The organism is Lachnoanaerobaculum orale, from assembly GCF_003862485.1.
GTDB classification, from domain to species: Bacteria; Bacillota; Clostridia; order Lachnospirales; family Lachnospiraceae; genus Lachnoanaerobaculum; species Lachnoanaerobaculum orale.
Window position 1 is genome coordinate 1,869,206 of record NZ_RRCM01000001.1, and the last position, 13,725, is coordinate 1,882,930.

13 protein-coding genes and 1 riboswitch are annotated in these 13,725 nt (G+C 38.5%); of the genes, 2 read left to right on the forward strand and 11 right to left on the reverse strand.

Annotated elements, in window-relative coordinates; translation table 11 throughout:
* Window position 1 precedes the first annotated feature (1 nt).
* The 10 genes from EHW90_RS08950 to selD all read right to left on the reverse strand — a co-directional run bounded on the left by EHW90_RS08950 (window position 2) and on the right by selD (window position 8,500).
* Window positions 2-1,264, reverse strand: coding sequence for an amidohydrolase family protein (locus EHW90_RS08950; protein ID WP_124952421.1), 1,263 nt, complete (start codon window positions 1,262-1,264; stop codon window positions 2-4).
* A 59-nt stretch (window positions 1,265-1,323) separates the two neighbouring features.
* A riboswitch (purine riboswitch) is annotated at window positions 1,324-1,419 on the reverse strand.
* A gap of 173 nt (window positions 1,420-1,592) precedes the next feature.
* Window positions 1,593-2,096 (reverse strand): nucleotidyltransferase family protein, encoded by a 504-nt coding sequence (locus EHW90_RS08955; RefSeq protein WP_243113947.1) that lies wholly within the window; start codon window positions 2,094-2,096, stop codon window positions 1,593-1,595.
* Window positions 2,097-2,099: 3 nt separating this feature from the next.
* Entirely contained in the window at window positions 2,100-2,189 is a 90-nt protein-coding gene (locus EHW90_RS13510; protein WP_243113948.1) for an NTP transferase domain-containing protein, read from the reverse strand.
* The gene (gene yqeB, locus EHW90_RS08960; RefSeq protein ID WP_009444585.1) at window positions 2,189-2,989 is read right to left on the reverse strand and encodes a selenium-dependent molybdenum cofactor biosynthesis protein YqeB; all 801 of its coding nucleotides are present in this window, start codon (window positions 2,987-2,989) and stop codon (window positions 2,189-2,191) included. The genes EHW90_RS13510 and yqeB overlap by 1 nt, the downstream gene beginning before the upstream one ends.
* 1 nt (window position 2,990) lies before the next feature.
* Window positions 2,991-3,704 (reverse strand): selenium cofactor biosynthesis protein YqeC, encoded by a 714-nt coding sequence (gene yqeC / locus EHW90_RS08965; protein WP_124952422.1) that lies wholly within the window; start codon window positions 3,702-3,704, stop codon window positions 2,991-2,993.
* Window positions 3,705-5,093, reverse strand: a complete 1,389-nt coding sequence (locus tag EHW90_RS08970) for a uracil-xanthine permease family protein (protein WP_124952423.1) — start codon at window positions 5,091-5,093, stop codon at window positions 3,705-3,707.
* Between the two features lie 338 nt (window positions 5,094-5,431).
* On the reverse strand, window positions 5,432-5,668 hold the full coding sequence (locus tag EHW90_RS08975; protein ID WP_124952424.1) for a DUF3343 domain-containing protein: 237 nt from the start codon (window positions 5,666-5,668) through the stop codon (window positions 5,432-5,434).
* Between the two features lie 15 nt (window positions 5,669-5,683).
* Window positions 5,684-6,850, reverse strand: a complete 1,167-nt coding sequence (locus EHW90_RS08980) for an aminotransferase class V-fold PLP-dependent enzyme (RefSeq protein WP_124952425.1) — start codon at window positions 6,848-6,850, stop codon at window positions 5,684-5,686.
* Complete coding sequence (yedF, locus tag EHW90_RS08985; protein ID WP_124952426.1) at window positions 6,850-7,464, reverse strand: sulfurtransferase-like selenium metabolism protein YedF; 615 nt, start codon at window positions 7,462-7,464, stop codon at window positions 6,850-6,852. The genes EHW90_RS08980 and yedF overlap by 1 nt, the downstream gene beginning before the upstream one ends.
* Before the next feature lie 13 nt (window positions 7,465-7,477).
* Window positions 7,478-8,500, reverse strand: a complete 1,023-nt coding sequence (selD, locus tag EHW90_RS08990; RefSeq protein ID WP_124952427.1) for a selenide, water dikinase SelD — start codon at window positions 8,498-8,500, stop codon at window positions 7,478-7,480.
* Window positions 8,501-8,724: 224 nt separating this feature from the next.
* On the opposite strand from selD, the gene EHW90_RS08995 reads away from it, so the two are divergent.
* Both EHW90_RS08995 and EHW90_RS09000 read left to right on the forward strand, forming a co-directional pair.
* Entirely contained in the window at window positions 8,725-10,209 is a 1,485-nt protein-coding gene (locus EHW90_RS08995) for a L,D-transpeptidase family protein (RefSeq protein WP_060930133.1), read from the forward strand.
* Between the two features lie 133 nt (window positions 10,210-10,342).
* Window positions 10,343-11,800 carry a sodium:solute symporter family protein gene (locus EHW90_RS09000; RefSeq protein WP_124952428.1) on the forward strand — a complete coding sequence of 486 codons (1,458 nt, stop codon included), beginning with the start codon at window positions 10,343-10,345 and terminating at the stop codon, window positions 11,798-11,800.
* Window positions 11,801-11,984: 184 nt separating this feature from the next.
* Here the strand turns inward: EHW90_RS09000 and EHW90_RS09005 are convergent.
* Window positions 11,985-13,725 (reverse strand): IS1182 family transposase (locus EHW90_RS09005; RefSeq protein ID WP_243113949.1); only part of this gene is annotated, 1,741 nt, incomplete at its 5' end.

Below are 13,725 nucleotides of genomic sequence, written 5' to 3' on the forward strand. Positions count from 1 at the left end.
ATTATAAAATTTGTTCTCCGGATACATATTTGGCTACCAAAGAACATTCATCCGACAAATATAAAAATCTTTCAACTCTCTTTCTTATATCATCTATGCCTTCATTCAATGCGCTGTCATCTACAACCAATAAATCAGCTTCAAATCCTTTTTCCAATGCACCTACCTTTCCGAAATAAGACCCTGCAACTCTTGTAGCCATGGAAAAGACTTCCGCAAATTCCAAAGGTCTCGAATTTTTATCTATATATCTCCAATAGAGCTTTGAAAGCCCTATTGCTTCAACAGCTTGATTAAGTATATTCAGTGAATACCCCGCCGCAATATCACTTCCAAGTCCCACCTTTATACCGTTGTCTAAAAACTTTCTGACAGGCGCTATACCTGATGAAAGGCATATATTTGACTGCGGACAGTGTGCCACAAAAACATCTCTGTCTTTTAAAAGCTTCATTTCAGACTCATCGGAGTACACACAGTGTGCCATAACCGCAGGGAACCTGCTCTTATGTAGACACTCCCTTTTGTCATAGGCATCAAGATACCCGAAAGAATCAGGGCAAAGCTCTTTCACCCACTCCAACTCCTTGGGATTTTCGGATAAGTGTGATTGAAGTCCGTACTCGCTTCCTCGTATCTTGCCAAGCTCTTTTAAGAGTTTATCACTACAGCTCGGTATAAACCTCGGCGTGATTATAGGGAATGTATTTTTATACCTTCCTTTGCAAATATCAAGCCAATCCTTTGTAGCCTCTACAGATTCATCCGTACTCTCAATAAGACTTTCGGGTGAGTTTCTGTCCATATTTACCTTACCTACAAAACATTTCAACCCGCTTTCTTCAAGCAAATCCATAAGTAGTATTGTCGCTTCTTTATGTAGTGTTGCAAATATAATTGCCCTTGTGGTAAAGCTCTTTTTAAGTGATTCTACAAATTTTGTATAAGCTTTTTTTGCATAATCTATATTCTTATATTTTGCTTCCTCCGGAAATGTATATGTATTCAGCCAATCAAGCAACTCCATATCAGTTCCAAGTCCTCTGAAAGGAAACTGCGGCGCATGCAAATGCATATCTACAAGCCCCGGAAAAATCAGAGCATCTTTATAGTCCACAACTTTCTCATCTTTAAGGAGTTCAGGAAGCATATTCTCTGAATATACATTAAATATAACATTATTCTTAATCAATATACAACTTTTTTCTCTTATACGGATTGTACACTTATCGGTACAATCTATCAAATTCCCCTTAACTATCACTTTTCCCCCTAAATAAAAGTGAGGTGTCCAACATTGTGTATGGAAACACCTCACTAATCCCACAATGTCAGTGGGCTTATAGTCAATTATTACGGTAATTGGTAGAGACGCTCACCCGATTATGAGCATATATAAGTCCTATACTAAAATATTATTAAACAGTCATTATTGTCTTATATTCAAGTAAATATTAAACTTAAGTCAATACTTATGTATATAGTAACATCTATCTCCGTATAAGTCAAATACTTTCTGTAATATTGCATAATTATATATATTTACTTATTGATATATTCAATGAATTTTCAGTGTCTTTTTCTTACTTTCATCAACTTGTTTTGTAAATTTTATCTAAAACATATCGATACACTTCCCTTGTATCAATATCTAAAAGTTCATCAGCATCCTCTATATCCACAAATAAGGTTTCATCCATATGTTTTTTGATTATTTTTTTACCGCCTTCATCATCGCCTAAGGAAAGTAATTCATCAAACCGGTTGGCCGAAAATATACACGGATTCCCAAGCCTTTCCTTACATCTGACACTGCATATGCTTTTATTTGAACTTTGAAACTCATTTATCAGCTTATTGACGGTTACAGGGTTTAAAAGCGGCTGGTCACATACTCCGAACATCACACTCTCTGAATGCTTGATTTCTTTTAATGCTTTAACCGCCAGCTTTATAGATCTTGACTTGCCAAGCTCCGGTTTATTATTGATAATGTCAATAAATCCTTTCGACTTATAGTATTTAAGTATATCACTGTCTCCACTTACTATAACTTTATTCTCAAAGTTGTATGCACTTTCATATATCTTTTCCATATACTAATACAGCTTTAATCCGTCTATATCTGCCAAAAGCTTATTGCCGCCGAATCTCTTACCCTCACCTGCAGCTAAAATGACCAAATCCATCAGTTCACCCTTGGGTTTAACAAGCTTAATACAGCTTCCAATACTCCGCCGCCTACAGCACTTGCCTTATCGGAAATCGTAAAGCAGTACTCTCTTTCGGCTCTCGGATCTACATCTCCCGATTTCATTCCTTTCTTTACTATTACACCGTCTTGTAAAAGCCCTCTTACTATTCCGTCAATATTTGCATATATAGGAGTTTCATCACAGTAAGCCAGCAAATCACCTGACTTTACCGTATCACCTATATGTACTGCAGCCTTAAAAGTACCGTCCGCAGTCGCTCTTATTATTCTTTCTACCGTGTAACCTCCTATATTACCCGGAACTCCGGTATTCGGATAAGCACTTCCCTTCCACAAAACTCTTCCGAGATTATGTCCACGCTTGGTTTCCACTACTGCATGGCAGTCCACATCCGCTTCAAATCCGGGTCCTACTCCTATTACTATGGAAGCGTCATTTTTCTTTGTACCGACATTTTTCTTAGCTATAATGGCATCTATTATTATATCAGGCTTATACTCCCTCATAATATCTCCGCTCTCATCCACAATTACAGCTACACAGTTTGACTTAAGTATAGTATCAACTTCAGATATATCTTTACAAAGTTTTGCCTTTATACCCTCCACAATCTGCTCACCCTCGTATATAGCAGGTGAGAACGCCACAGTTCTTCTGACTGTAGTAGGCACGGCAATGTCGGACATTATCACATCAAATCCCGCTCTGAAAAATTTTGCCCCTATACCTGTAGCCAGATCTCCGGCACCTCTTATCCAAACTTTCTTATCCATCTTACTTTCCCTCAGTCAAAAAATCAAAGTCACAAAACTCTCTGTTGCTTTCATAAGATGTTATGGCAACTCTGAAATTTTTTAGACCGCTTTCTTTACAATAAAATTCAGTATATTTTTTTACTTCCAAAGCTTTTTGCAAATCAGTATCGCTGTCCGCCTTATTTATAACAAAGACAGTTCTTACATCGCCAACTCCCTTTAAACCTGCGGATTTACTTGTCAAAATCCTTGCCGCGTCCTCACAGGTCAGTATATGGTTCCCCTTCCATCCGAATATATCATATGCTCTCTCATATCTGAAGCACTTTTCTTTTAAAGTCTTACCTACAGCGTCAATACCCATACATACTATGCATACATCGCTGCCTTCAGGTATAACAGGCTCGTTTTCTTCTCTCGGTATCTTTATCGGAAGCCTCTTTGCTCCGTCCGCTTCGACAAGAACAATATCGGCATAATCTTTAAATTTCTCAAGTTCGGATAAAGGCAGTGAAGAAAGCTTTTTCCCCTCATCTATGCCTACAACTACAGGCTCATCTCCAAATGAGATATTGCAAAGTTCCTTTGCCGATTTTATCTCTGCAAATTTTTCAGGTTTTACTATATGGGTGGAAGTGGTGATAATCACCTTTTTCCCCGTATTTGCAAAAAAGTTACCGATATAAAACATGGTGGTGGTCTTTCCACCACCACCAACTAATGAAATCATCATTTACATCCCTGCCAATTTCTTTACATCCATATCCTTAGGTAAAATAAAATTCATAATCATTGAAAGCACAAATACACCTGCAACAGAGTTTCCTGCAAATATATCAGCTATTATCTTAGGGAAATAGTTGAATATATCAGGTGTCTGTGTAAATCCTATACCTATACTTATAGAAAGTGCGGCAATGATTGTATTTCTCTGGTTGAATCCGCATTTGCCGATCATATTCATACCGCTTACCACTATTGTACCGAACATCATTATTGTACAACCTCCAAGTACAGGCTGCGGCAATGTTGAGAAGAACGCACCTATAGGCGGGAAAAGTCCTGCCAATATAAGTGTCAATGCACCGAACATTATGGTAAATCTGTTTACCACCTTTGTCATAGCGATAAGACCTACATTCTGTGAGAATGATGTTATAGGTGTACATCCAAGAAGTCCGGATACCGAACTCAAAAATCCATCACATGCAAGTGAACCTGAAATCTCTTTTTCAGTGATATCTCTGTCAAGACCTCCTGCCACTACAGCTGTAGTATCACCGATTGTCTCGGCTGCAGATACAAAGAATACAACTACTATTGATAAAATAGCGCTTATATTGAACACCGGCTTATACGGAAGTATTCTCGGCAATGCTATAAATCCTACTTCGTTTATAGTCGTAGAAAACTGTTCAAACAGTTGCTTAATAGTAATTATTCCAACTATAAAAGATGTAATATATCCTACTACCAGACCGAACATTACATTAAGCTGCTTTACAAATCCCTTTGCCAGCGCGCTGAATATAATACATGAAAGCAATGTTATAAGACCTACTATCATATACTTAGGTGCTCCGAAGTCATCCACATATCCGCCTCCAAAGCTCCTTGCGCCTACAGAGAGAAGTGAAAAACCTATAGTGGTAACTACACAGGCCGAAACTATCGGAGATACTATTCTCTTCCAGTACTTATATGTAAGTCCCAAGCAACCTTCCACACATCCGCCGACTATTATCGCACCTATCATCGTTTGATAATTAAAATTCGTGGCTATATAGGTCAGAGTCGCCACAAAGGTAAAACTCACACCCATAACTACAGGAAGCTTCGCTCCCACTCTCCACACCGGATACAGCTGTATCAGTGTTCCAAGACCTGCAATAAACATTGCACTTTGTAAAAGTCTTGCAAGCTCCACTCCGCCGATTCCCGTCTGATCGCTTCCAAGCAGCTTTGCAACTCCGCACACCATTGCTATCGGCGCCAAGTTTGAAACAAACATTGCCATAACATGCTGCAAACCGAAAGGAATCGCCTTTGCAACAGGAACCCTACCGTCCAGCTTGTAAATATTCTCGATACTTACATCCGGACTACTTGACTTTACACTCATTTCATAATCCTCCTTAAAAAGATATTATTTATCTTATACCTCCGCAGAGATAATATACTAAGGATCTGTAATAATTCCCCTAAAATAAACTATGATAAAAAGTATATAAGCACCTCGCAAATGTGAAGTGCTTATTATATTTTAGACTAATCTTGATTCGATTGTCTAATAAAAAACTTTCTTTACATAATTTCGTATAAAAAACTTCGCTCTTGTTTATTTCTTTTTTATATAATACCATTTTTGAGTGTTAAAATCAACACAAATATTATTAACTATATATGTGCCTAAATATTTTTTAGATTTCCTGTTTGTTAAAAATCACAATATTTTTTAGGTTAATGCCATACCTTGCTTGCCTTGTCATACTGAGGCTTCTCATTCTTTATCAGCTCATCCACAATATCAGCCTCTTCAAAAGGTACACACCATGCAAGTCCACAACCTGACGAGAGTTCCTTAGGAACAGGTATGAGCCTTCCCGGAACTTCTTTTTGTAAACACAGACTCTCAAACGCCATTGCGGCGGTAGTTGTCTGAAATGTGACTATATATTTCCAACTTTTCTCTCTCATTTTATTATTTCCCTATCAACTAAAGCTTGAAGCTATCTCCTTTATCGCTTTTATCGTCTCATCCACTTCATCCTCGGTATTGAAATATGAGAATGAGAATCTGGCTATACCGTCCTTTTTAGTATTAAAGGCCTCATGAATCAAAGGAGCACAGTGTGCACCCGCCCTTATTGCAATGTCATAGTCCTCTCCCAGACAGTCTGCAAGGTCTGCTGAAGGTATTTTACCAAGATTAAAGGATACAATACTTCCATGCCTTATATTTTCAGGCTCACATTCTAAAGAATCTGTATCAAAATAAAACTTGATTCCTTCAATATCTTTTATTCCTTCATAGAATCTTTTTATAAGCCGCATTTCTTTTTTACGGATATTTTCCTTGCCGACCTTATTTATAAATTCAATACCTGCTAAAAGTCCTGCAATCCCCATAATATTTAATGTACCCGCCTCAAGTCTGGTAGGATACTCACTTGGCTGACATTTATTAAATGACTGCACTCCGCTTCCTCCCACCTTGAAAGTATCAAGCAGGATATCTCCGTTTATTACTATGCCTCCTGTGCCTCCCGGTCCGAACAGTGACTTATGACCTGTAAAGCAAAGTATATCAATACCGAGCTTGGTCATATCTATATCAATACTTCCCGCGCTCTGTGAAGCGTCAACTATAAGATATATATTGTGCTTTTTTGCAACCTTACCTACATATTCTATATCCGCAATCTCACCGGATACATTTGATATGTGATTGACGACTATTGCCTTTGTATTCGGGTGAATATACTTTTCAAATTCATCATATTTTAATCTGCCACATTCATCTATGCCCACAAAGTCAATGCTTACGCCTTTACTGCTTTCAAGCTTATAAAGAGGTCTTAGTACACTGTTGTGTTCGGTTACTGTACTTATTACATGATCTTTTGCATGAAGTAGCCCGAACAATGTTATATTTAGTGCTTCCGTAGCATTGGATGTAAATATAACCTTTGACGGGTCGTTGCTTCCAAAAAAAGCAGCCAGCTTGACTCTGGTTTCATATACCATTCTGCCTGAGTCAAGTGCCGCTCTATATGCTCCTCTTCCACTGTTTGTATAGTTAAGCAAAGCATAGTTTATAGCATCTATCACTTCTTTCGGTTTTTTGAATGTGGTAGCCGCATTGTCAAAATAAATCATTACGGTCTCAATACAAGGTCGGCATTAAGCAGATAACCTACGATATCATACATATTTGAGACCTCTCCCACACAAAGTTTTTCTGTCAATCCGTAGTTATTTAAGCAGGCGCCGCATGAGTAAATCTTTGCTCCGGCATTTGCAAGTACTTTCAAATCTTCAATACTGTGTGAACCCTCTGTAGTCATTCTGACACCTGTGTTATAGAATATTATCTTTGCAGGAGGAATATCCTGTGAACTTAACGCATATATAAATCCCTTTAAAAGAGTCTTACTGAATTCCTCATCTCCGTCTCCCATCTTATCGGAGTCAATCACAACTATTGTCTCTCTCAGACTTATTTCATCCTTTTGTGCAGTTGATACATTTATATTTGTATCCGCTTTGCTGTCGGCATTTACACCCATAGTAACAATGTACTCGTTGTCCGACTTTTTTTCATAGCTGAATTCATAGTTTTTTTGCTTTGCCATCTTGTTTAAGTTCTGTACGGCAATCTCATTGTCTACACTTACTTCTACCACTCCGCTGCCGCCAAGTTCCTTGATAGCATTCTTTGTCTTTACTACAGGTATCGGACAAGCGTCACCTAATGCATTTACTTTTATCATATTTACCTCTTTTCTACTTCACTACTTTTATAGCTACATTTGTTTTTTCTGTTATTTCTCCGACTATTGAAGCCGGCAGATTTATATTTTTGAGTTCTTCCAATAAAGAGTCGGCCTCATCTGCACTTACTGCAAATACAAGACCTCCCGAGGTCTGCGGATCGAATAAAATCTCTTCCATTGCAAAAGGGATATTGTCAAAAAACACTTTTGCACCTACATGGTTTCTGTTTCTTTGACCTCCTGCAGTTATCAAAAACTCATCTGCAAGCGCCTTTGCTTCTTCAAATACAGGCACTTTATCTGCATATATCACACAGGATTTATCATTATCCATCATCTCTAAAAGGTGCCCTAAGAATCCGAATCCCGTAACATCTGTGCAGGCATGGATATCATAATTTTTTGAGACTTCACAGGCATATTTATTCAAGGTGGTCATGGACTCTATAGCCTCATTCAATGTCTTTTCGTCACACTCGCCTATTCTTGCAGCGGTGCAAATGATTCCCACTCCGAGCTTCTTTGTGAAAATCAGCTTATCTCCCACCTTGCCTGTATTATTTGAATATATCTTCTTAGGATTTACAACCCCGGTAACGCTCAGTCCGTATTTTACATCTGTGTCGTCTATGGAATGACCGCCTGCCAAAACTCCGCCTGCCTCTTTTACCTTTTCAAGTCCACCGCGCATTATCTCACCAAGTATATTCAAATCACTGCTTTGCGGAAAACATACTATATTAAGTGCGGTCTTTACCTCACCTCCCATAGCATATACATCACTCAGTGCATTTGTAGCAGCTATCTGTCCAAAGGTATATGGGTCTTCAACCATAGGCGGAAAAAAATCCAAAGTCTGTACAAAGGCTATATCATCGCTTAATTTATATACCGCCGCATCGTCCTTTGAATCAAACCCCACTATAAGATTTTTATCGAAATTTTGTGACGGCAATCTCTCAAGTATATGGCTGAGTATTCCTGCACCCAGCTTTGCGGTACAACCTCCCCCTTTGCAATAAAGTTTATCCATATTTCCTCCTAAACCATAAGCGATTTGTAAAGTATTATAACTCATTTTAACCAAATCCCGCAATCCGCTATAGAAATAAACTATAACTCCTAAGGGTATTTATTACACTTGTCAATCAATGAAAGATTTCTGTAATATTAAATTCGATTGAACAAAATCTTTTTATATGTTATAATGCACATTCGTAGTGATTTTTACTAATTTGTTCTTTTTTAGGAGGAAATATGCATTTAAAAAGAATTTCACTCGCATTTGCATCTGTACTGATGATATCTTCATCACTTGCAACAAGCGCATTTGCGGAAACAACAATAAGAAGAAATGTTACAGCTTCAGTATCAGCTGAAACAACTGCCGCTGCCGAGAGCACAAGTGCAGATACATCAAATACTACTTCAAATAATGCCGGCACAGGTGAGGTATCATCACCTAATGAGCATATACCGTCTACCGTAAACAATGTTACAGTTCCGGAAAATTTGGACCTTGACAGTGTGGTTGCCAATGCGGGATTTGGCAATGTAGGTAACGGAAATACAAACCCTGAGCCTGTACTCGGTGAAACTCAGATGGTTCACTATGTTTTAAGAAATGCTGCAGGTCAGGATATATCCGCCGCGGAATCAAATACAAGCGCTCACGCTTACTCTAAGGACGGCTTCAACAATCTTTTCTTAGACCACTCAGGTATCGGCAGATATTATTTCAGAACTTATAATATAAAGACCGGTTGGTCAAACTGGATGAACTCAAAGGAGAATGAAAACAATACGGATCCTGAGAATAAGGTTCAGGCGGTTCAGATCAGAGTAAAGGGTTACACAGGTGTAAGAAGCGACCTTTACTATAAGGCTGTTTTAAATGACGGTACTGTACTTGACTGGGCAAAGAACGGTCAGACTCTCGGTACTATCGGCACAGACAGATATATCGTAGCTCTTAAGCTTACTCTTTGGGATAAGCAGACAGAGTTTAGTGAGCCTACAAAGGTACTTATGGAGGCTCCTGTATATGAGGGTACATACCTTGACGCAGACGGACAGGTTCAGTACTCATCAGCAAACGCATATACCGGATGGGCATTCTACAACAATGACCAGTACTATTTCAAAGACGGTGCAAAGCAAAAGGGATGGCAGTATATCGACGGATACAAGTACTATCTTGACGAGAATACAGGTGCCGTTGTAAAGGATCTTGAGCCTATCATGGGTCTTCAAAGTTCTTATCAGATCAAGTTCAACAAGGCTACCATGACAATGTATGTAATGGCAAAAGACGGCGACAACGGTTATATCATTCCGTTCAAGACATTTATGTCAACCAACGGACCTGCCACACCTGAGGGTAACTTCAAGACATATGTAAAATACAGATGGAAAATAATGCATGATAATGTATATTGCCAGTTCCTTTCAAGATTTAAGGACGGATATATCATTCACTCACTTATCTACTATGATAAGGGAGATTCAAACAGACTTGATCCTGCTACCTACAACTATATGGACGATGCAAGATCCGACGGATGTTTGAGACTTCGTGCAGGTGATGCGGCTTGGGTTTACTACAACACACCTATGGGAACACCTGTAACCGTATACACAGACTACTCTACAAAGGGACCTGTAGAAAAAGACGCTATCGAGCAGCCGATACCTGCTTCACAGCACTTTGACCCTACAGACCCGATAATGCAGGGTAAATAATCAAACTTAACAAAGGCCATGTGAAAGTTTAACTTTTGCATGGTCTTTTTTGCTTGTATTTCAATCATTTCTCTATTAGAATACTAAGTAAAGGAAGTTGTATCTACAATTGAATACAGAAAGGAGTTATTTTATGGGTGCAAATTGGATTGTAACAGCTGTTGTAGTAGTTTATTTGATTGCCATGCTCTTTATAGGATGGTACTCATCCACCAAGATTAACAGCAATACTGATTTCATGGTTGCAGGAAGGCGACTCGGTCCGCTGCTTATGGCGGGAACTCTGGCAGCCACCGAGATAGGAGGAGGCAGCTCTCTCGGAGTAGTACAAAACGGTATGTCCGGCTACGGTTTAAGCGCTGCCTGGTATATTATCACTATGGGACTTGCCTTTGTAATCCTCTCATTTGTCGCTCCGAAATTCCGTGCGGCCACGGTAAAAACCGTTCCGGAGTATTTTCGCAGGAGATACGGTAAGGAGTCGGGACTTATAACCGCTGTTATCATGTTGCTTCCGCTGGTAGGACTTACTGCAGGACAGTTTATCGCTTCTTCAGTTATTCTCTCCACCATGCTCGGACTCAGCTACAAAGTCTCGGTTATTATAGTGGCTGTGGTTGTAACCGTCTATTCTATTATGGGAGGTCTTTGGAGCGTAACCTTAACAGACTTTGTACAGGTATTTTTGATTATCTTAGGTATGCTTGCCGCAGTACCTTTTGCACTTGGGTATGCAGGCGGATGGAATGCTGTTGTTTCAAATGTTCCTAAAGAGACTATGAATATCTTTGCAAAATACGACCTGTTCGGAATTATTTCACTGGTTATCATGTATGTCGGAACCTTTTCCGTAGGACAGGAAGCCGTGTCCCGTTTCTATGCGGCCAAAAATGAAACCGCCGCAAAACAGGGCGCTTGGCTTGCCGCACTGATTAACTTTGTTTACGCTTTTATTCCTACAGTACTGGGTATTATTGTTCTGGCTCTTATAAATATGGGCAAATTCTCAGACAGTGAATTTGCAGCTGTAGGTGCAAGATACGCTCTGCCTATCCTGGCAATTCGTACAATGCCTGCAATTATCTGCGGTCTGCTCTTCTCAGGTGTTATTTCAGCCACAATGTCAAGTTCCGACTCGGACCTTCTGGGAGCAGGTTCAATATTTGCCAACGATATTTACAAAATATATATCAGACCTAAGGCAAGCAGCACTGAAGTCATGAATGTCACCAAGATTACTATGATTATAGTAGGAGTACTTTCAATGTTTATTGCACTCTTTAATACACAGAGTATCGTATCCATATTGATGTTCTGTTTCACACTCCGTGCGGCAGGCTCCTTCTTCCCATATGTACTCGGACATTACTGGCCTAAAGCGTCTAAGGCCGGAACCATCGCTTCTTTGCTTTGCGGAACGATTGTGGTCGTATACCTTGAGCATATTTCAAAGGGTTATCTATTCGGCTTTCACTTCAGTCAGGCAATTATCCCGGGACTGGTATTTGCGTTTATCGGATTCATAGTATTTTCTATAATATTCCCACCGCAAAATCAGACAACCGAACTTATACATGAAGACGATGATTGATATAATTTAAAAGGGGCTGTCGGGAAATAAGCATTTCTACTTCCCACAGAACTAAACAAAAATATCCTGACAAATACAAGGCATTTTGCTTTGTGACTTTGTCAGGATATTTTATTTTTCTATAATGCTGTCTATTTTTGGGCATAAAATCCCCTTGGCATAAATTTTGCTTTTGCATTTTTTCTTATGCTGTTTTCTCCTGTATTTTCCCTTCAAATTTCTTTAGTTTTGCATGGAGAAAACGATGATATTTATTTATATTTCTTCCTATTGCAAAAAGCATAAATTCTTTATATACCTTATCTGAAGAACGATAGTTAAAGCGTCGGAAATCTTCATTCTCTTTAATATCTCCAAAATGACCTTCTGTTTGAATAGAGCGTGTCTGTCGTTTCAGAATTCCTTTTTCACTCTGTATATTAGCATGTGACTTCTCTCGAAGCTCTTCCCATACTTCATTGATCTTCATTACTTTATTCTTATCAACATCTTTATCAGGATTATATTTATACAGGCATTTAGGCTTATGTTCACATCCACTACAGTCAAAACATCCATATACTTCATATGTTTGTGTATAACCGTTCTGTTTTTTCTTCTCTGTGTTGATATGTCTCAGTTCACGACCGTCATGACAGATATAGACTTGCTCGTCCTCAAATACCGTTGTCTTCATGTTGTAGTATTTACCTATATCTTTACTGTATGCTCGTGTTTTTCGCTTTTCATGATCCTGTAGTTTTATATAACTATCTATCTTATTCTCTTCCAGATATAATAGATTTTTCTCACTACAATAGCCGCTATCTGCTGTCACTTCTTCCAGTACTTCTCCAAATGCTTTCTTATGTTTTTCAAGGACAGGAATCAGTGTGTTATAGTCTGTACGATCATTACTTACATAACCATGTACAATAAAATAATTCTCTACTGCTATCTGTACATTGTATGCCGGCTTTAGCTGCCCGTTCAGCATATGATCTTCCTTCATTCGCATAAAGGTTGCTTCCAAATCAGTTTTGGAGTAGCTGTTTCTATCTTTCCCCATGATTTTAAAACATTCTTTATAGCCCATTAATCGCTGTCCACAATGTTCAAGTTCTTCATATAGTTGTTGAAGTTTCGACTTTCTCTTGCCCTTTCCGTTAACAAATGCAATGCCTTCTCCGTCAGCAATAGCCATAAGGTTTTTCTGAAGTTTAAGCAGTTCAAGAGGCGAGCAGTTATCAATCTCTATAATACAGTTATTAGATAACTTTTTATGTTTTGTAATCTTTCTTTTTCTATTCTTTTCAATAATATCTCTAACTTTATCAATTCCGTCAATTACAAACATTTGTGCATTTCCAAGCTCGTACTTCTCGCCAAATCCGTTATCTTGTAAAAAAGAATTATAGTCCGAGTAAAGCTTATCAATAGAATCCAAAAGACCTGCAAGATGATAATTAATGCTTCCACGCCATACAAAAGTATAACGATTAGCATTTGCTTCTATTTTTGTTCCATCAATAAACAATTCTTTTAATGTTACAAGCCCTTCTTTTTGTAAACGTCTCATAAACTGATAGTTTAAATCGTCAAGAATGTCTGAAGTAAGTTTCTTGCCTTTAAATTCATAGAAAGCATCTCTTTTAGGCTTTTTGCCCCTAGTAAGCCAGATAAAAGCTATATCTCGTTCACATAAATCTACAATACGATCGATGGAACGTATTCCTCGCATATTTGCATAAGTAATAACTGCATACATCATGATCGGGTTGTACCCTGTTCTTCCCTTATCCGAACAATTGGCTAGCAGTCCGGAAAAATTTAAATCCTCCATAACTTTTTTTAGGGTATAGACAGGATCGTCATCAGGTAAACTCAATTCATAGAAGCTAAAGTTGATTTTCTGTTGACCTATTTCAAAAAAGTCGTTATAATAA